Source organism: Pseudarthrobacter sp. NCCP-2145, from assembly GCF_023708005.1.
In the GTDB taxonomy this organism is placed as follows: Bacteria; Actinomycetota; Actinomycetes; order Actinomycetales; family Micrococcaceae; genus Arthrobacter; species Arthrobacter oxydans.
In genome coordinates this window covers 262417-281779 of record NZ_BRCG01000003.1, presented here as the reverse complement: position 1 = coordinate 281779, position 19363 = coordinate 262417, and the positions used below count along the sequence as shown (strand labels likewise).

Annotated in this window: 18 protein-coding genes; 8 read left to right on the top strand and 10 right to left on the bottom strand. The window is 66.9% G+C overall.

The genetic code is table 11. The features are described 5' to 3' along the window. Both NFU08_RS04290 and NFU08_RS04285 read left to right on the top strand, forming a co-directional pair. A partial coding sequence (locus NFU08_RS04290) for an HNH endonuclease signature motif containing protein (protein ID WP_251420952.1) occupies positions 1 to 670 on the top strand: 670 nt, incomplete at its 5' end. Positions 671 to 1206: 536 nt separating this feature from the next. Further along, on the top strand, positions 1207 to 1833 hold the full coding sequence (locus NFU08_RS04285; protein ID WP_251420950.1) for a maleylpyruvate isomerase family mycothiol-dependent enzyme: 627 nt from the start codon (positions 1207 to 1209) through the stop codon (positions 1831 to 1833). Positions 1834 to 1874: 41 nt separating this feature from the next. On the opposite strand, the gene NFU08_RS04280 is transcribed toward NFU08_RS04285, so the two are convergent. Continuing rightward, the gene (locus tag NFU08_RS04280) at positions 1875 to 2738 is read right to left on the bottom strand and encodes a putative protein N(5)-glutamine methyltransferase (protein ID WP_251420948.1); all 864 of its coding nucleotides are present in this window, start codon (positions 2736 to 2738) and stop codon (positions 1875 to 1877) included. A gap of 102 nt (positions 2739 to 2840) precedes the next feature. On the opposite strand from NFU08_RS04280, the gene NFU08_RS04275 reads away from it, so the two are divergent. Both NFU08_RS04275 and NFU08_RS04270 read left to right on the top strand, forming a co-directional pair. After that, on the top strand, positions 2841 to 3887 hold the full coding sequence (locus NFU08_RS04275) for a beta-propeller fold lactonase family protein (RefSeq protein WP_251420946.1): 1047 nt from the start codon (positions 2841 to 2843) through the stop codon (positions 3885 to 3887). Between the two features lie 448 nt (positions 3888 to 4335). Beyond that, a complete protein-coding gene (locus NFU08_RS04270; RefSeq protein ID WP_251420945.1) occupies positions 4336 to 7506 on the top strand; it encodes an alpha-amylase family glycosyl hydrolase in 3171 nt (1056 codons plus the stop codon). Positions 7507 to 7627: 121 nt separating this feature from the next. Here NFU08_RS04270 and malQ read toward each other — a convergent pair whose 3' ends face one another. Continuing rightward, positions 7628 to 9826 (bottom strand): 4-alpha-glucanotransferase, encoded by a 2199-nt coding sequence (gene malQ / locus NFU08_RS04265; RefSeq protein WP_251420938.1) that lies wholly within the window; start codon positions 9824 to 9826, stop codon positions 7628 to 7630. Positions 9827 to 10190: 364 nt separating this feature from the next. Between malQ and NFU08_RS04260 the strand changes: the two genes are divergently transcribed. Continuing rightward, positions 10191 to 11237, top strand: a complete 1047-nt coding sequence (locus NFU08_RS04260) for an aldo/keto reductase (protein ID WP_174178425.1) — start codon at positions 10191 to 10193, stop codon at positions 11235 to 11237. A 157-nt stretch (positions 11238 to 11394) separates the two neighbouring features. After that, positions 11395 to 11694 (top strand): DUF3040 domain-containing protein, encoded by a 300-nt coding sequence (locus tag NFU08_RS04255; protein WP_246256204.1) that lies wholly within the window; start codon positions 11395 to 11397, stop codon positions 11692 to 11694. Here NFU08_RS04255 and NFU08_RS04250 read toward each other — a convergent pair. Then, positions 11611 to 12597 (bottom strand): DMT family transporter, encoded by a 987-nt coding sequence (locus NFU08_RS04250; protein WP_251420936.1) that lies wholly within the window; start codon positions 12595 to 12597, stop codon positions 11611 to 11613. The genes NFU08_RS04255 and NFU08_RS04250 overlap by 84 nt on opposite strands. Further along, on the bottom strand, positions 12594 to 13202 hold the full coding sequence (locus NFU08_RS04245; RefSeq protein ID WP_174178422.1) for a TetR/AcrR family transcriptional regulator: 609 nt from the start codon (positions 13200 to 13202) through the stop codon (positions 12594 to 12596). Before NFU08_RS04245 ends, NFU08_RS04250 begins: the two co-directional genes overlap by 4 nt. A gap of 130 nt (positions 13203 to 13332) precedes the next feature. On the opposite strand from NFU08_RS04245, the gene NFU08_RS04240 reads away from it, so the two are divergent. Together NFU08_RS04240 and NFU08_RS04235 are read left to right on the top strand one after the other, a co-directional pair. Next, a complete protein-coding gene (locus NFU08_RS04240) occupies positions 13333 to 13632 on the top strand; it encodes a DUF4193 domain-containing protein (protein WP_174178421.1) in 300 nt (99 codons plus the stop codon). 287 nt (positions 13633 to 13919) lie between these two features. Further along, positions 13920 to 14210 (top strand): hypothetical protein, encoded by a 291-nt coding sequence (locus tag NFU08_RS04235; protein WP_174178419.1) that lies wholly within the window; start codon positions 13920 to 13922, stop codon positions 14208 to 14210. Between the two features lie 182 nt (positions 14211 to 14392). On the opposite strand, the gene NFU08_RS04230 is transcribed toward NFU08_RS04235, so the two are convergent. The 6 genes from NFU08_RS04230 to NFU08_RS04205 form a co-directional block, all read right to left on the bottom strand. After that, on the bottom strand, positions 14393 to 14833 hold the full coding sequence (locus NFU08_RS04230; protein ID WP_251420934.1) for an SRPBCC family protein: 441 nt from the start codon (positions 14831 to 14833) through the stop codon (positions 14393 to 14395). Positions 14834 to 14886: 53 nt separating this feature from the next. Beyond that, on the bottom strand, positions 14887 to 15165 hold the full coding sequence (locus tag NFU08_RS04225; protein WP_251420933.1) for a hypothetical protein: 279 nt from the start codon (positions 15163 to 15165) through the stop codon (positions 14887 to 14889). Positions 15166 to 15211: 46 nt separating this feature from the next. Continuing rightward, entirely contained in the window at positions 15212 to 15703 is a 492-nt protein-coding gene (locus NFU08_RS04220; RefSeq protein WP_285835569.1) for an RpiB/LacA/LacB family sugar-phosphate isomerase, read from the bottom strand. After that, positions 15700 to 17448, bottom strand: coding sequence for a dihydroxyacetone kinase family protein (locus NFU08_RS04215; RefSeq protein ID WP_251420931.1), 1749 nt, complete (start codon positions 17446 to 17448; stop codon positions 15700 to 15702). The genes NFU08_RS04220 and NFU08_RS04215 overlap by 4 nt, the downstream gene beginning before the upstream one ends. Positions 17449 to 17493: 45 nt before the next feature. Beyond that, positions 17494 to 18267: an SDR family NAD(P)-dependent oxidoreductase gene (locus NFU08_RS04210; RefSeq protein WP_251420929.1), complete on the bottom strand. Its 774-nt coding sequence runs from the start codon at positions 18265 to 18267 to the stop codon at positions 17494 to 17496. 90 nt (positions 18268 to 18357) lie between these two features. Then, entirely contained in the window at positions 18358 to 19182 is an 825-nt protein-coding gene (locus tag NFU08_RS04205) for a sugar phosphate isomerase/epimerase (protein ID WP_251420927.1), read from the bottom strand. Positions 19183 to 19363: the final 181 nt, after the last annotated feature.

Below are 19363 nucleotides of genomic sequence, written 5' to 3'. Positions count from 1 at the left end.
CCCCCACCGCCCCACCACCGCCGGACGCCAGGAAACAGGCCCCTGGAGCGAAGGAACGGGCGGCGCACCCACAGGCACTGACACAAGCACCGGCGACGGCGCAACCACTGGCGCTAACTCTGGAGCAGCCACAGGCACGGGCGCTGGCACTGGCACTGAAGCAAGCGCCGGTGCAGTCTCAGTCGGGGATACCAGCACCGTGAACGGGACAGGCTCCCATTCCGGGGCCGGGAACTTTGTCTTCACCGGTCCAGTGTCCGCCTCCACCCTGCGCAAGCTCGCCTGCGACGCCGACATCATCCCCGCAGTCCTGGGCACCGAGGGCGAGATCCTGGACCTGGGACGCAAGACCCGCCTCTTCACCCCGGTCCAACGCCTCGCCCTCATTGCCCGCGATCAAGGCTGCACCTTCCCCAACTGCACCATTCCCGCACCGTGGTGCGAAGCACACCACATCACCTACTGGTCCAACGGCGGACCCACAACTACCAGCAACGGCGCACTTCTCTGTTCAGCGCACCACCACCTCGTACACAAAGAACAATGGATTATCACGTCCCGCCACGGCACACCCTGGTTCACGCCACCGCCACACATCGACCCCCAACAAAAACCACAACAGAACCACTACTTCAGACCACCCCCGCCACCGCGAACACAGCGGGTGTGAGAGGACTCATAACCCTGACCTGTTCGATAAACCGGGGGCAACGATTCATGTTTCCCGATAGTGTCTGTCTCGGTGTTCCTCCAGATGATCTGCAGTTCACACCCACGGATGAAAGAACCGGCATGCGCACGTCAGCAGCTACCGTCTGGCAAGTTGTCCACTCCGAGAGGCGCCAACCTGCCGCTGATCTGTCGGATTTGCCCGGCGAACAGTGGGCACGTCTGGGAACTATCCATGGCACGCCATCGTCCGGGCGCTCTCCTACCAACTGCGCACCCCTGTTTCTTTCGGCGGAGGACGCGACCGTGCCGCGGGCTTCCTGCTGATCGACCGAAGTACCCGAGCAACCTGGGCGAAGGGAGACGAGGTCGAGGCCGACCCTCTCGATTTGCTGCTCACAGTCTCCGTGCGCCGGGTTACCCATGAGAGACTCGACGGCAGCGGTGCCTCCCGTCTGATCCGGGCAGCCGCTGGCACGTCGGCCTCGCGTGAGCGTCGCCGGTGAGCACTGGCCGCGAGAATGTAGGGGGACGTCATTGAAAAGCGAACACTTATGGCGCATGGTCCAAGCTGAGCGGACCGCCCTGGCAGAAGACCTGGAGAGCCTCACCGCAGAGCAGTGGCAGCACCCCACTCTGTGTTCGCAGTGGGATGTCGAGCAAGTTCTCGCCCACCTCTCGGCCGCCGCGAGTTTGAACCAGTGGCAGTGGCTCCGCAGCATACTCGGTGCGCGTTTCCGGCCCGACGTCCATAATCAGCGCAGGCTGGCCGAGCATCGCGGCAGGACGCCGGCCGAGACGCTAGAGCGCTTCCGCGCCATACTCGGCAGTACCAAAGCGCCCTCAGGCCACCTTGCGGCCTACCTCGGCGAAGTTGTGGTGCATGCCCAAGACATCCGCCAACCGCTGGGACTTCCCCGGAGGCCGAGCGTTGAGGCGTTGACCGTCGTAGCCGATTTTTATGCTGGACGCGACTTCACCGTGAAAAGCGGCACACTTGCGGCCGGCCTGCAGTTACGCGCTGATGATGGCTCGTTCGCCGCGGGCACCGGCCCGATGGTCACCGGTTCAACCCTCGCCCTGGTAATGGGCATGGCCGGCCGCAAGCCTTACCTGGACGAGCTTGCCGGCCCCGGCTTGCCCATCCTCCGGTCGCGGACCTAAGCGGCGCAACTCGGCCTGCCACCGGCTGAGGGCCTGGATTCTCAGCGAGACGGCGTATGGCGCCCTGGAAACCCTCGGGGGCGTTTGCCACAAAGAGGCGCACCAACCACCACAGTTCCGTCCAGCTCATCAGAGTGGACGGCGCGGACAGTGAACCCTGCCCCAGCCACAATCCCGGCTGTCCGCCCGGACTGCAGTCCACTGGTCTCGATCAGCAGGTGCCCGTCAGGCAAAAGCCATTCGCTGGCCTCTGCTGCCACGCGACGGTGGAAGTCCAAACCGTCGTCGCCGCCGTCGAGCGCTGCCCGTGACTCATGGAGGCGCGCTTCGGGCGGCATTGTCTTTATCGCCTCAGTGGGGACATAAGGCGCGTTGACGGCGAGGATCCGCACCCGTCCCTGAAGTCCCGGCGGCAGGGCTGCGAACAGGTCACCCTGATATACGCGGCCACCCACGGCGTCCACATTGCGGCGGGCACAGTTCACTGCGGCAGGATCAATATCGGCTGAGTGCAGTTCCGACTCCGGGTACAGCCGGGCAATAGCCGTACCCACCGCGCCCGACCCGCAGCAAAGGTCGACAACAACAGGGGGCGGTGACAACGGCCGGTCGCGCTGCAGCAGGCTTACCGCCTGGTGAACCAGCAGTTCAGTCCTGCGCCGGGGCACAAAAACTCCCGGGTCCACGGCGATCCGTTCCCCGCAGAAGTCCGCCCACCCAAGAATGTGTTCCAGTGGCATGCCGGACATGCGGCGGTCCACCCATTCGGCGAGGGCTTCGGAGTCCGGCGCCTCGGCTACCAGCAGCTGCGCTTCGTCTTCCGCGAAAACGCAGCCGGCTGCCCGCAGGGCGGACACAATGGGAGCAAGGGCATGGGGCGCGGCCGTTGCATCGTCAACTGGCATTCATCATCCCTTCCCGAGGGCCTGCAGCCAACAGCGTGACTGCAGGCCCATGCTAGTGGGCAGGTGCACCGCAAAGCATCCGTTTGTTGGCAGGATGGACCCATGACTTTGCCTGCGCAGCAGCCCGTTATTTGGACCGGCACCTACACGCCCGACGGAGGAGGCCATGCTGACGGCATCGGCGCCCTGGCCGCTAAGCCCGACGGAAGCCTTGAACGGCTGGGGACTGCGGCGAAAACGGACTCGCCGTCGTTCGTTGCCGTTCACCCCACCCTGCCCGTGGTCTACGCAGTGGCCGAACAGCGCAAAATGGTTCGGGCTTTCCGCCGCTCAGGCGACTACGGGCTGGAGCCCCTCGGCGATCCGCAACCCGCCGGAGAAGCAACGTGCCATGTCGCTGTGGACCGGCAGGGCCGCTTCGTCACCGTAACCTGCTGGGGCGACGGGCAGGTCCTGCTCTTCGAACTGGATGCCGACGGCGGAATGACCGGCCGTCTCCCTGCTGCACCGTCGGTGGATCCACACGCGGGCCTGGGTACAGGTGAGCCCCGACAGAGCCGCGCCCACGCAAGCCTGATGCTGGCGGACGGACGCATCATGACGACGGATCTGGGCCACGACACCCTTCGGGTGTGGAACTACGTGCCGGGCACCGGGCTGGTGGCTGACCACGAAGTTGTCCTCCCCTTCGGCAGTGGCCCTCGGCACCTGGTGCAGCACCAGAACGGAAACGTGTTCGTGGTGTCCGAGTACTCCGTTGAAGTATTCGTCGTGAGGCCGGAAGCGGGGGTATTCGAGCTGGTCTTCCGCGGTCCGGCAACCTCGGGCCGCAGCCTGCCGGACGACTCCGGCGCGGAAATCTGCCTCGGCTTCCAAGGTTCCTATGCGTACGTGGGCGTTCGCGGCTCCAATATCATCAGCGTCCTCAAGGTTGGTGCCGGCGGGACGGAACTGATTCCCGTCAAGGACTCGCCCAGCGGGGGTAACTGGCCTCGTCACCACCTGGTGCGGGAGAACTGGCTCCACGTGGCCCACGAGCGGTCCGACAACGTGGCCACCTTTGCCCTGGACTCCCTCTCGGGCTGCCCGGGAGACGTTGTTCACAACCTCCAGACCCCCTCGCCAACCGCCCTGGTGCCTTCAATCTAGCCGGCCCCGGCTGGGCACTGGGAAGGGCCGGTGAAGACTGCCGGATAGGCACTGCCGGGCGGCGTCCGGAGCAGGTCCGCTACATATGCACAGCCAGTCGAGTATGCGGCGCAGGGCTGCCGAATGAGCACTGCCGGGCAGCCACTGGACGGAGGGCCGCTGCCAATTACAGGTGAGCACTGAAAGGCGACAGCCCGGGGCAGCGCTGCCGTTTAGGCCCTGCCGCTTGAGCCCTGCCGGCCCGCCTCTGAGGCGGGCCGTAGAGCGGGACATACGCCAGGCGGCCACCTACGCCATCGCACAATCACTGGAGTTATTCGGTGCAAGCGCTTACAGTTGTGATGTGCCTCACGGAAAGGCTGGCTTTCCCGTGAACCGCACTCATCATTGCCGCCTGTTACCCCGGCAAGCCTGAACAGCAGCGACGCTCCCAGGAAGGTCTCACCCCTTGTTATTCCGCACCCATTCCGGCGGGCCCTCGCGCGCCCGCAGATCAGCCGCTTCTCCACCCGTCCCACCGTCCCAGGCCGAGCGGGCCGACCGCACCGACCGGGCCGGCACCACCGCCCGCATCACGACCAAAACAACCGCCAAAGCAACCGCCTTCCGTTCAGCCGCGGGGCTGCTGGCGGCCGCCGTCGCAGTTTCAGCGGCAGTCCTCCCCGCCCACGCCGCACCCGGCCCGAAAGACCCGGGCCCGGCGTCGGCCTTCCACTCGCTCCGCGCTCCCGTCACGGACGAGAACTTCTACTTCGTCATGGCCGACCGCTTCAGCAACGGCAGCGCCGCGAACGACGACGGCGGGCTGGGCGGCGACCCCATGGTGTCCGGCTTCGACCCCACCAGGAAGGGTTTCTACAACGGCGGAGACCTGGCCGGCCTGCTGGAGAAGATCGACTACATCCAAGGCCTCGGCACCACCTCCATCTGGCTCACCCCCAGCTTCAAGAACAAGGCGGTCCAGCCCGAGGACAAGTCGGCCGGGTACCACGGGTACTGGATCACCGACTTCACGCAGATCGATCCGCACCTCGGCACCAACGATGAACTGAAGGCCCTCATCGACGAGGCCCACGCCCGCGGCATGAAGGTCTACTTCGACATCATCACCAACCACACGGCGGATGTCATCGGCTATGAAGGAGGCGCCCGCAAGGGTTACGCCTCCAAGGACGAAGTTCCGTACAAGACCGCGGACGGCGAGGTGTTCGACGACCGCGACTACGCCGGCTCGGAAAGCTTCCCTGAGCTCGACCCGGAAACTTCCTTCCCCTACATCCCGGTCCTGGAGGGCGGCGAGGAGGACCTGAAGGTTCCCGCCTGGCTGAACGACCCCACGCTGTACCACAACCGGGGCGACACAACCTTCGTGGGCGAGGACGCCTACTACGGCGACTTCTTCGGCCTGGACGACCTGTTCACCGAGCACCCCACCGTGGTGGACGGCATGAAGGACATCTACAAGACCTGGATCGGCGACTTTGGCGTTGACGGTTTCCGCATCGACACCATGAAGCACGTCAACAACGAGTTCTGGCAGGAGTTCGGCCCGGACGTCCTCAGCTACGCCAAAGCCCAGGGCAAGGACGAGTTCTTCATGTTCGGCGAAGTCTTCGACACCACCAAGGGCTTCACCTCCCAGTACACAACCCGGAACCAGATGCAGGCCGTCCTGGACTTCCCTTTCCAGGACGCCGCCCGCAGCTTTGCCTCCAAGAGCCAGGACGCCCGCACGCTGGAGACGTTCTTCGCCGGAGATGACTGGTACACGGATGCGGACTCGAACGTCTACCAGTTGCCAACGTTCCTCGGGAACCATGACATGGGCCGCATCGGCAGCTTCATCGCCGCGGACAACCCCGGATCGTCCGACGCCGAACAGGTGGCACGCGACCAGCTCGCCCACGAGCTGATGTACTTCTCCCGCGGCAACCCGGTCATCTACTACGGTGACGAGCAGGGCTTCACCGGCCCCGGCGGGGACCAGGACGCCCGCCAGACGCTGTTCGCCAGCCAGGTGCCGGAGTACCTCGACGACAACCTTCTGGGCACGGATGCCACGCACGCCACCGACAACTTCAACACCGGGCACCCGCTGTACCGCAAGATCAGCGAGCTGGCCGCCCTCACCAGCGAGCACCCGGCCCTGCGAAACGGCGCACACCAGCACCGGTACGCCTCCGAAGGCCAGGGGATCTACGCCTTCTCCCGCACGGACGCAGGAGACCAGCGCGAGTACGTGGTGGCCCTGAACAACAGCGAACAGGCGCAGACCGCTGAGGTTCCCACTTATATTGGCAAGCGCAACTACACCCGCATCTACGGAGACGCTGCGGCTGAAACCAAGACGTCCGAGGCCGGCACGCTGACGGTTACGGTCCCGCCGCTCTCCGCCGTGGTGTACCAGTCGTCCGGGCGGATCCCGCACTCCAAGGCCGCGCCCGCCGTCGCCCTCCAGGACCCGGCAGCGGCTCCCGGTGACAACGGGCGCCTCAAGGTAACGGCCGACGTCGGCGGTTCTTCGTTCTACGAGGTCACCTTTGAGGCCAGGACAGCAGGCGGCGAGTGGGTGCCCATCGGCACTGACGACACCGCCCCGTACCAGGTGTTCCATGACGTGGCCGCGCTGGACGCCGGGACACCTGTCGAGTACCGCGCCACTGTACTGGACAACGGCGGGCACACCGCCACCTCGCAGCCACGCCCGGCGAGCGTGCCGGCTCCCATCGTGACGCTGGACAAGCCCGCAGAGGGCAGCAGCGCCGAGGGCCAGGTGGAGCTGAGTGCCACCGTGGACCCCGAGAAGGCAAGCCACACAGTTACCTTCGAACGAAGCGTCGCGGACGGCGCCTGGACCGAGGTGGCAACGGATGATTCCTCGCCCGTGTACTCGGCACAGGACGACGTCTCCGGGCTCGATGACGGCACCAAGGTGGCCTACCGGGCCTCCTTGAGCGGCCCCGGCTTCACCGTGGTTAGCGAAACCCGGACCGTGACGGTGGGCGAAGCACCGCAGCCCGATTCCGTGACGGTGGCCGGTTCCCTGAACCAGGCAATGGGTTGCACTGAACCCTGGGACCCGGCCTGTTCCCAGGCAATGATGGCACTCGACCCCGCGGACAAGATCTGGCGCCTTACGGTGGACCTTCCCAAGGGACAGTACGAATACAAGGCAGCGCTGAACGGCGGCTGGGACGAGAACTACGGTGCAGGCGGCGCCCTCAACGGGCAAAACATCACGCTGGACCATCCCGGCGGCCCCGTGACGTTCCGCTACGACAACAGCACCCACCTGCTCAGCGCCGTTTACGCCTCCCAGCAGCCGGGAGCTGTCGCGGCTGCCGGGAGCATGAACAGTGAGCTTGGCTGCGGCGCGGACTGGGAGCCTGCCTGCGACCAGGCACAGCTTCAGCTCGATCCGGCTGACCTCGTGTGGAAGCTGTCCGCTCCGGCCCTGCCGGCCGGCACCTATGAATTCAAGGCCGCCCTGGACCGGTCATGGAATGTCAGCTACGGCGCGGGCGGCGCGTCGCCCGGTGCCAACATCGTGTTCGAGCACGGCGGCGGCCCGGCAACCTTCCGCTACGACCATTTCACCCACGTGATCACGGCCGGCTAGCGAAACCACAAAAACGCGGGGTCACGTCGCGCCCGTTCCGAGCATCGGACGGGTGCAACGTGGCCCCGCTTTGCCGTGTGCGGCACCAAAGCTGTTGGCGGCACAGGCTGCTGGCGGTCAGTTAGCTGTGCAGGGCGCCTTCAACCGCTGCCAGCAGCGTGTTAAAGCGCGGGTTGGCGGGAAGATCGTCAAGGAACACCGGCTTGCCATCCGGCCCGCCGAGCGGAACCTGCCAGTTCGGATACAGCGCTTCGGTGGTGCCGGGCTGGTTCTGGACCCGCCGCTCCCCCACCGCGTCCACAAGGGCAACACCCAGCAGGACCGACGGCGTCTGGGTGAGCAGGAGGTGCAGCGCCTCGATGGTCTGCTCTTCCGTCTCCGCCTGCCCGCCCGCGGTTGCCCCGGGCAGGTAGCCACGTTCCCGGACCAGGGCGAGCATCTTCTCCAGGGACGCGTTGTGCTCGGCACGCTCCTCCGCCTCGGAGCGCTCCAGCAAACCCAGGCCGCTGCGCAGCGCCACGTGGTCACCGGCGAGGTAGCCGGCCGTGGGCGGAAGGTCGTGGGTGTTGACGCTGGCGAGGGCCTGCATCCGGTACTTTTCGGGCGCAAGGGGGGAGTCGCCGTCGTACTCGAACCACAGGATGGACGTCCCAAGGATGCCGCGGGCAGCCAGGTAGTCGCGCACCCACGGCTCGAAGGTGCCAAGGTCCTCGCCAATTACCACGGCCCCGGCACGCTGCGCCTCCAGGGCGAGGATGCCAATCAGCGCCTCATGGTCGTAGCGCACGTACGCGCCGTCACCCGGGGCATTTCCCACCGGAATCCACCACAGCCGGAACAGGCCCAGGATGTGGTCCACCCGGATCCCACCCGCATGCCGCAGGACCGTGGCCAGCATGTTCCGGAACGGGATGTAGCCGGCCTCGGCAAGGCGCGCCGGATGCCATGGGGGCTGTCCCCAGTCCTGGCCCTGCTGGTTGTACATGTCAGGGGGCGCGCCCACGCTGGTGGCGGGAGCCAGCACGCCGCGCAGGGTCCACGCATCGGCGCTGCTGTGGTCCACGCCCACGGCGAGATCGTGCACCACCCCAAGCCTCATGCCGGAACGCAGCGCAGCCCTCTGGGCCTCTTCGAGCTGCTCATCGCAGATCCACTGCAGCCACCGGTGGAACCCGATCCTGTCCCCCAGCTTTTCCCGCAGCGCCTCGGCCTCCGGGGTGCCCAGCGCGCAGGCGGGATCGGTCCACAACGGGTCATCCGGCGCGAGGTCCTCCCGGATGGCGGACCACAGCGCGAAATCGTCCAGTCCCTGGCCGGAGATCCGGCAGAACTCATCGAAGGCGGCCTGCCTGGCCGGGGAGCGGCGTGCGTGGTAGAGCATTTCCAGGGCCTGCAGCTTGGCCGCGTAGACGGCGTTCCGGTCCAGCCGCGCGCCGTCCTTGTTCAGCCCGGACACTTCCTCACGGAGCTTCTCCACCGCGGCGCGCCGGCGCGGCTTCAGGTATGCCACTTCGGGAACAGCTTCGATGCGGATGTAGAGCGGGTTGAAGAACCGGCGTGTGGACGGCGAGTACGGCGACGGCTGCACCGGCGGCACGGGTTCGGCCGCATGCAGCGGGTTGACCAGCACATAGTCGGCCCCGCGTTCGCCGCTGATGGCGGCGAGGTCGGCGAGGTCGGCGAAGTCACCGATCCCCCAGGAGCGCCTGGACCGGACGGAATACAGCTGTGTGGCCAGCCCCCAGCCGCGGCGCTGTTCGAGCGGCTGCGCGGTGGTGAGCTGGCGCGGCGTCACCACCAAGGTGGCCTCCGCGGTCACGTCACCGGCCTGGGCGTTCAGGGTATGCCAGCCGAGGGGCAGGTCCTGCGGGAGGGCGAAGGTCATACGGCGGGTAGCCACCCCGTCGACATCCCGGGGCTGTTCCCGGACGTCCTCCTGGACGGCGTCAACAGAGCCGGCCCCGCCTTCAAGGGCGATGCCCAGCTTAACTGCAACGCCATCGCGCACATGGACCGGGACCAGCGCGGGTTCACCCTGCTGGATGACGACGGCGGGCGGCAGCATCCGCCGCCAGGGGGCCAGTTCAGCTTCCGCCAGCGCGGCCTCGATGGCCTGGTTCGTGTCCGCCCGTACCCCCAAGGCAGCCAGGACCTTGACGAGCGTCTCTTCTGCCACCGTGTGCGGCAGGCCGTCCCAGCCCTGGAAGGAGGTGCCCACGCCGTGCGCATCTGCCAGTTTCTGGAGCAAATGGGGGTCCACGGCCAGGCCGGCAGCAGCCCCGCCCGCCGCGGGCGAAAGCCCGGGAGGGTCTGTTGGCATCCCTGGTTGCTGTGGGTGCTGCTGGTCTGAAGCCGTCATGCGTGTCCGCCTCGTCTGGTGTGATGCCGCCCGAACTTACAGTGCTGCCTGTTGCACCGGGCGCCTGCACCCCCGCGCACAACCGATTGGTTCAGATTATTGCAGGGCGGCGCACAGACGAAACCAGGCCCGGGATTACAGGCGCGGGCAAGTCCACACTCCCAAGGTTGCACGCGGCCGCCACAATTCGTCATCCCGGGCAGCCGCGTTACCCCGTGCGACGAAAAGCTAAGGACTATGGCTCACGTCTGCCCTGCTTCCGGGAAGCTGTGTAGCCTCGTGACGGTCGAGGGGACGCGTGGCAGCGCGGCGGAAGGAGACCGGGATGAGCCTCAGTGAACTGCGGGTGTTTGGGCGGTCGGGTACCCCCGTCAGCCCACTCACATTGGGAACCATGAACTTCGGCGAAGGCAACGGCGGCCCGCACGGCGCCCCGACCGGGGCTGAGGAAAGCATCCGCATCATCCATGCGGCGCTGGATGCCGGGATCACCGCCGTCGACACCGCGGACGTCTACTCCCAGGGTGAATCCGAACAGGTGGTGGGCCGCGCACTTCGCGGGCGCCGCGACGACATTTTCCTGGCCACCAAGTTCCACGGCCAGATGAGCCCCAACCCGGCCCACTCCGGGAACTCGCGCCGCTGGATCACCCAGGCTGTGGAGGGCAGCCTCCGGCGGCTGCAGACGGACCGGATTGATCTGTACCAGGCGCACCGGCCGGACTACAACACCGACGTGCTGGAAACCATCACCACGCTCAACGACCTGATCCGGCAGGGCAAGATCCTCTACTACGGCACCTCCGTCTTCACACCAGCGCAACTGGTGGAGGCGCAGTGGCTGGCCACCACCAACCACCTGATTCCGCCGCTGGGCAACCAGGTGCCGTACTCCATGCTGGTACGCGGCACCGAACGCGACGTGCTGCCCATCGCCCAGCAATACGGGCTGGGGGTCCTGGCGTACGGTCCCCTGGCCGGAGGCTGGTTGTCCGGCAGCTTCTCCCCTGAACCGGGGAAGGCGCCCACCCGGGTCCACTCGCTCCCGGGCCGCTACGACATGACCGGTCCCGCCAGCGAGCGGAAGCTCCTGGCCGCCGATGCCCTGGCGCGGCTGGCCGACAAGCTGGAACTGTCGCTGGTGGACCTTGCCGTCGGCTTCGCCCTGACGCACCCGGCCATCAGCAGCGTGATTATCGGCCCCCGCAGCGAGGAGCACCTGCGGGCCTACGTGCAGGCCTCGCAGGTCCGGCTCAGCGAGTCCGTCCTCGACGCCATTGATGACGTGGTGCCACCAGGTACCAACTTCGTGGAGCGGGACGCGGGCGCCATCGTCCCCTCGCTTGAGTTCGCGGAACTCCGACGGCGGTAACCACCCCTCCGCGGACCTCACCGGGGTGCCACGGCAGGGCCAGGACGACGTCCAGAATCGATGCTTCGAGTGCCGTCACCGGAGCTCTTGACGCCACGGCACAGGAGTCCTAGCGTCAATACCGATATCCCTTTTACCCGGAAACCAGGGGCATCCCATGCCAATGTCCGAAGAGGAACGGCGGCTGCTCAAGGAGCTGGAGCTGGGGCTGATCGCCGACGACCCCCACCTGGCCATGGAGCTGCTCTCCGGCTACCCCGCGCCCCGGTTCAGGGCGGACCTATTTTTCGGTGCCCTCGCGGGCCTGACCGGGCTGGCGCTGCTCATCGCCGGCGCCAGCGGCCGCATTGTTGCCCTCCTGGCCCTGGGGCTTTCACTCGTGGGGCTGGGCACCGGCCTGCTGCTGGGCAAGTTTTTTCCCGGGCGAAGAAGGGGACCGGAGCGGCCCGCGGGCTGACCGCCCCGGCGTCAGGACAAAGAGGCTGAAAAGGACGACGGCGGCGCCAAGCCAGCCATGCGGCGGCAACCGCTCCCCCACCACCAGGACCGCCAGACCAGCGGCCACCACCGTTTCAAGCAGGGAAATCCCGGTGGCGGTGCTGGCCCGGATCCTGGCCAGGCCCCATCCAAAGAGGACGTACCCGGCGAACATCGGCACCAGGGCCATGTAGGCGCCCACCGAGAAATTGACCCATGACTCAACAAGGGGCCGGCCGGTGACTGCCAGCACGGGCATCAACAGCAGTCCGCCGAGACCAAAGACTGCCCCCATGGCCGCCCGCGATGACAGCCCGCCTCCGATCAGGCGGTGGGCTGCCCAGGAATACAAGGCATAGGTGGCGCCAGCCAGTAGCCCCAGGGCAATCCCGGCCAGGGATGTCCAGGAACCGCCCGGGGAACCGGCCGGCGCGTGCCCGGCGAAGGACAGCAGGGCAGCGCCCGAGACGCCGAGCATGGCTCCCGCCATCCACCGGCGGGTGAGGTGTTTGCCGTCGGCGAAGCGCTCGATGAGCGCGGCTGCCACCGGCGCGGAACCGATGGACACCACCGTTCCCACCGCCACGCCTGAAAGCCGCATGGAGCTGTAGAAGGCCAGCGGATAGACGGCCACCGCCGCCGCGCCCAGGGCCACCAAACGCCAGCGGTCCAGCAGGCCCGGCCACTGCCCGGTCATTGCGTTGGTGGCGTACAGCGCCTGCAGCAGGCCCCCGATTCCCATGGCCACCGCGCCGACGGCCAGCGGGCTCACGGACGGCGCAAACGTGGCAGCAGTGCCTGTGGTGCCCCACAGCACGGAAGCCGCCACCACGCACAAAGCGCCCCAGAGCGGCGCGTTGGCCGAACCGGCCGCCGGTTTCACACGTCCGCCAGCAGCCGGGCAGCGATGGTCCGGCATTCTTTCAGGCACGCGTCATTGCCCTCAAGCCCGGCCCGGGCCATGGCACCCTCCAGGAGGAAGGCCAGCTGCCGAGCCAGTCCTGCGGCGCGGCCATCGCCCGCCGGGAGCAGCTCGGCCACGTGCCGTGACAGGAGCGCCTCAACCTCTTCCTTGTGCTTCCGGACCGCCAGCCGCCCCGGCGCACCTGCCGGCAGTTCCGCTGCCGCATTAAGCAGTCCGCATCCACGAAACCCGTTGGGGTAGGCGGCGTTGGCATGGTCCGCATAGGCGTCAACAACGGCCAGCACCCGCTCGCGCGGATCCCTGGCCTCCTCCAGCCGCCTGCTGTACAGCCCCAGCCATTCCGCATGCCGGGCCTCAAGGTACGCCGCCACCAGCTCGGCCTTGGAAGCAAAATTGTTGTAGAGGCTCTTCTTGGCCACACCGGCTTCGGTGGTGATGGTGTCGATGCCGGTGGCGGCCACGCCCTGCGCATAGAAGAGCCGCGCCGCAGCGTCAAGCAGCAGCGCGCGGGCCGGACGCTTCGGCGGCGCAGGTGTGTGCGCAACGTTATTCCTGGCGGACAAAAGGCCTCCTTCATAGACACAAAGTAGGTAGGTCAGTCTACCTACAAATTGGTGGGGAATATCCGAAGCCCCCGTTCTGTTGTTGCTCTGTTCAGGATGAACTGCATCCAGCCGACAGGAGAACGCACCAATGTCAGTTGACTATGACGCTCCCCGGGTGACGCCCGAGGAAGAGCCAAACAGCGGCTTCGAGGAGCTGAAAACCGAGAAGTCGGGCCGAAGGGAGGCCATTGCCGACGTCGACGAGACCGAGCTCGCGGACAGCTTCGAACTGCCCGGGGCGGACCTGTCCAACGAGGAGCTGCTCATCCAGGTGGTGCCGGTCCAGGCCGACGAGTTCACCTGCATGTCCTGCTTCCTGGTGCACCACCGCAGCCAGCTCGCCAGGGAAAAGGACGGCAGGAAGTACTGCAAAGAGTGTGAGTCCTAGGGTCGATACAAAGCCACCAGGCTTCGCAGCGATGCCTCAAGGAACTGCCGCTGGGCAGCCAAGGCGCGCAGCGGGTGGCGCTGAACGGCAGAGCTCGCGCACCCAGGAGCGGATCCCCCAAAGAGAGCGCACGCTGGCTTGCCGGACGGGCGCGGGAGCTTGCCGCCCAGCCAGTCCGGGAGCCTGCCGCCCAGCCTGCCTGACAAACACCACTACCCACCCCATCCAACAGCGGGCGCGCTCCGAAACCCTTGGGAGAACTACTCTCCCGAGGGGACGGACGGACGATGGACGAGGTGGACCAGCAGGCCCTGATTGGCGCGGTGATACTGGAACATGGCCTGGACCTGGACCGGCTGTGGCTGGCGCACCTGGCCTTGGGCGGCGACGCCTCGGAACAGGCCATCAGGGACTACAGCGCCGGGCTGGCGGGGCTTCCCGTCACGGACCGTGACGCACTGGCGCAGGCGGTCAACGAGCATTGCGTCGAAGCAGGCCTGCCGGCCCGGGCACCGTTGAGCGGCTCTCCCCTGGTCCAGGCACACACCGGCCCACGGGGACCCGGCCTATCCATGTAGGCGCCGGGAGCATTCCGGACCACCTCCGGGGAAGGCTTATGGTGTCAACCATGACAGACGCCCACCCACGCTCAGGAACAGTCCGCCGGAGTACGGTGCGTTGCGGGCCACGATGATCCTGGACGAGGAGCCCCGGCTGGAGGCGGACCCCCGCCGGGAGCTCCGGGAGTTCTTCGAAGCCGTCAGGCTGCGGCCAGCGAGTTAAGCGTGTCCCGGATCCCGTTCAGTGCCGGATCCCGGAGCGACATGAAGGCCGGCTTCAGGAGCGGCTGGATGATCTTGGCGGGTCCCTTGATGCTGAACTCGGCCGTGTACTTCACCACCGAGCCGGCCCCGTTGGGGGTGACGTCGATGGAATCGAAGGAGATGACGGTTTTGTTCTCGCCGCGCAGCTTGATGTGGTTGTCCGTCAGCTCGATGACCTCGTAGACCAGGCTTTGCCGCTTGCCCCGGAACTCGGCTTCGGCGTTGTATTTGTGCCCCACGGCCACCGGCCCCGGCGTGACTTTATCCATGACAGGAGTGTTGGGATCCCACTTGGGGGTGTTCTCGAACTGGCTCAAAAAGGCAAAGGCCTTCTCGGCGGACAATGTGGTTTCCACGCTTCCAGCGACTGTGATCATCACCCCAGTGTAGGAACAGGCCGCCTGCAAACACAGCCCCCGGCCCCCAGCGGCTAGGCCCGGCCTGCGGCACCGGCAGGAAGTGGCCGCAGGGCAGCGGCCATCTTGTAGCACAGCCTTCCCTCCAGCTCCCGGGGCCGGATCCACACCTCGTAGCCTTCCGCAGCCGCGAAAAGCGCCCTGCCGCCGGAAGCATCCGCGGCGATCCATAGGGCTGAAGAATCTTCCATGGCATCGTCCACCACGCCTGACCGGACCAGCTCAAAGTCCTTGCGGACCTCCACCGGGATGCCGATCAGGCGGCACCAGTCGCTCAACCGGTAACTCTCCATCGTGATCCTTCCTGCAGCGTGGCAAGACGTACCAGAAGACCAGGACCTAACAGGCTTCGAAGTCCGTGAGGACCTTGACCTTGCCCGCGGAGGCGGACGCCGGGTCGAAGGTGTAGCCGATCCATTCCCTGGCGAGCCGGCGCGCGAGTTCGATGCCCACCACGCGCTGGCCCATGGTCAGCACCTGGCAGTCGTTGGACAGGACCGAGCGTTCCACGGAGAAGGAATCGTGCGCCGCAGTGGCCCTGATGCCTTCCACCTTGTTCGCCGCGATGGCCACACCGATTCCGGTGCCGCAGAAGAGGATGGCCCGGTCCGCGGCTCCGTCCCTGATCATCTCGCCCGCCGCGATTCCCACGTACGGGTACGGCCTGGTGAAGTCATCCGGCGCGTCGGAACGGTTGACTCCAATATCGATCACTTCGCTCACCCGGGGATCCTGGCGGAGATCCTCGAGGACCTTGTCCTTGTAGTCCACCCCCGCTTCGTCAGCGCCTACAACCAGTCTCAGTCCCATGGTCTTTCCTTCAGTGTTCATTGCCGCACTCCAACGGTTTCCCGGGACGCGACGGCGGTGAGGTGCGGACCCATGATGGTGAAGATCATGGCCAGCGAGGTTGCTCCGGGGTCCGGTGTGCCCAGGCTCTTTTCGGCCAGCGGGCGCGCCCGGCCCTTGAGGGGCAGCAGGCCGGCCGTCGCCTCGGCTGCCGCCGTCGCATCGCGTGCGGCGTCCCCCCACGCCCGGGCCGGTTCCGCGCCTGCCGCCACCAGGCCGGCAAAGGATGATGCGAACGGCAGCAATGCGTCCACCATGGTCTTGTCGCCTGTCTCGGCTTTGCCCAGCTGCACAATCCGGTCCGCGAAGGCCCTGACCGCCGCCGCGAGCTGTCCGGGCTCCGGTGCCGCGCTGTTGCCCACCGCTTCGCCGAAAGCCCGAAGTCCGGCTCCCCACAGGACGCCGGACGTCCCGCCTGCCTTATCGGCCCAGGCATCACCGGCGGCTGCGAGCACATCGCCGGCTCCGGCCCCTTGCCCCAGGGCGGCGGAAGCAGCACCCGTGGCAGCGTCAATCCCGCGCACCATGCCGCGTCCGTGGTCGCCGTCACCGGCGATTGCGTCCATCCTGCCGAGCCGTTCCTCGGCCTCGTGCAACAGGGCCTGCGTGGCCTCCAGCGCAGCAAGGCAGGCGGTGGCGTAGTCCCGGGAGGGGCCGGTGGCGACGAACGGGGCGGACGTCGTCTCGACGTCGGACGTTCCCCCGTCCGCCACGGGCCCGCCTTCCCGGACGGCGTTGCCGTGGCGGTAGGCGGGCGTGTCCGCCGGGGCAAGCCACAGCGGTTCCAGCTCCCCGTCCAGCCAGGTCACCGTGAGCGAAACCCCTGCCATGTCCAGGCTGGTGACGAGTTCTCCAACTTCCGGCATCACCAGGGTGTACCCGGCTTCCCGGAGCAGCGGGGCCACGGTTCCCCAGAGCACGAACAGTTCCTCATGCTTGGTGGATCCCAGACCGTTGAGGATGACCGCAATCCGGTTGCCTGCTCCGGGCGGGGTTTCCGCCAGCAGGCGTCCCACGAGTTCTTCCCCCAGCGCCTTGGCCGGCGGCAGGTCCGTGTCGAACAGTCCGGGCTCTCCGTGGATGCCCAGTCCTAGCCCCATCTGGCCCTCGGGCAGGGAGAACAGCGGCATTTCCGCGCCGGGGAAGGTGCAGCCGGAGAACGCGCTGCCGATGGTGCGGGTGCGGTCGTTGGCCTTCCGGCCGAGGCGGACCACCTCGGCGAGGTCCGCGCCGGCCTCGGCGGCGGCGCCCATGACCTTGAAAACGGTGAAGTCACCGGCGATGCCGCGGCGCTTCTCCGATTCCGACGGCGGGGCGCTGGCGATGTCGTCGGTCACCAGGACGTTGTCCACGGCGATGCCCTCCGCCGCCAGGCGTTCGCTGGCCATGCCGAAGTTCATGACGTCTCCGGCGTAGTTTCCGTAGGTGAAGACGACGCCGGCTCCGGACTCCGCTGCCTTGGCCACGGCGTACGCCTGCTGCGCCGAAGGGGACGTGAAGATGTTGCCCACCACGGCGCCGTCGGCGAATCCTGTTCCGACGAGGCCCGCGAAAGCCGGGTAATGCCCGGACCCGCCGCCGGCAAGGACAGCCACCTTGGGCTGCACCGGCCGGAAGCGCCGCACGGCACCGCCGGGCACCTGGCGCACCAGGCCGGAGTGGATGTCGCAGAACCCTGCGAGGGCCTCCTCGGCGAAGTCCGAGGGGTCATTGAAGATTTTCGTCATGTTGAGCTCTCTGCCGTGTGGTCCTTAGCGGGCCGGACCGGACTGTCAGTGGATGTGGCTGCCGCCGTTGATGTCGATGGTGGTGCCGGTGAGGTAGGCCGAATCCTCGGAGGAAAGGAACGTGATCACCGCGGCTACTTCCTCGGTGGTGGCGTTCCTGCCCAGCGGAATGCCGGCGTTGATGGCGGCTTCCTGCTCCTCGGTGCTGCCCACGCGGATGTTGGTGTCCACTGCCCCGGGGGTGATGGCGTTGACGGTCACGCCGGTGGTGCCGAGCTCGCGGGCCAGCGCCTTGGTGAAGCCCAAAATGGCGGCTTTGGCTGCGGAGTAGGGGACCTTGCCGAACACGCCGCCGCCGCGCTGGGCGGAGACCGATGACATGTTCACGATCCGGCCCCAGCCGTTGTCGATCATGGCCGGCAGGAATGCCTTGGTCACCAGGTAGGTGCCGGTGGCGTTGACGTCCATGACCTTGTGCCAGAGCTCAAGGGTGGTTTCCAGGAAGGGAACCGGCGAGGTGATGCCGGCGATGTTGGCCAGTGCTCCCACCGGCGGCAGGTTGCCCGAGTCGACCTCGGCGGCGACGGCGGCCTGGGCTGCCGTGACGGATGCTTCATTGGCGACGTCGACCTCGTGGCCGAAGGCGGGGACGTTGAAGTCGTTGCCGATTTCCGCCGCGACCTTGGCTGATTTCTCGCCGTCGAGGTCCAGGATCACCACCGCCCAGCCCTGGCTGGCGTAGCGGCGGGCGGTGGTGATGCCGATGCCCCGGTCCGAGGTTGCCCCGGTGAGGACGGCGGTGCGCTGGATGGTGGTCATGATGTGCTCCTTGGGTTTCTTTGGATGGATCGATTGCTCCGTAGTTGTCGTTCTGGACGTTCAAAACGGCAAGTACTCAGCAATCGATGGTCAGATGAGGTCGGTGATGAAGCTGGCGGCCTTGGCTGCCGCTGCGGGGCGTTCATCGTGGGTGACGTCCCGGGTTTCGAGTTCGAGCGAGAAGTGCCCGGTGTAGCCGTCCGCGGCGAGCTGCTTCAGGCCACCGGCGAAGTCCGCCTGGCCGTTGCCGATGCTGAGGTTGATGTTCCCCGGCACGGCGTCCCGCAGGTGGACGTGGCGGATACGGCCCTGGTGCCGTCGGAGGTAGGCGTGGACGTCCTCGCCGGCAGCCACGATGTGGCTGAAGTCCATGACAATTCCGACGCCGGAACCTGCCAGCCGCTGTGCCAGCAGTTCCGCGCGCTCCAGGTTCCAGCAGAACCGCAGGAAGTGCAGGGATTCGGTCCAGAGTTCGACGCCGAACTCCGCGGCGCGCTGCCCGGAGTGGATGAGCCGGGCGGCGATCGTGTCCAGGTCTTCGTCCACGCTCCGGACGGGGTCGCGGCCCAGGGCGCCGCATGGAAGGACCAGCGCCTTCGCGCCGGCGTTGGCCGTGAGGGTGAGAAGGGCATCCAGGTGCCGTGCACGGCCAGCCTGCTGTCCGGCGTCGAGCACTGCGTTGAGGTCGCCGATGTCCCCGTTGACGGAGCGGACCCGCAGCCCGGACCCGGCAACTTCGGCTGACACGGCCGCGACGGCTGCCGCGTCCAGTTCATAAGGGACGTGGTTGCAGACACCGGGCAGGGCGCCGAGGTCTATTTCCTCGAAACCCAGGTCCTTGATGGTGCGCAGCGCAGCATCAAGCTCCTGGTGGCGGAAGCTGATGGATGAGCACCCGAGCCTGGAATGGAACATCGTTGATCCTTCGGTTCTTGCCAGCTGGTGGAGCGGCCGGCGGTAGTGATGAGGACCACAGTAGATGCGTTGACTGTCAACAGTCAACTCTAAAAGTCGACTGTTGACAGTGATCATGATCCGGGTCACACTTGGCGTATCATTTGTTAACAGTCGACAGCGGCAGATCCAGTTGAGCCGC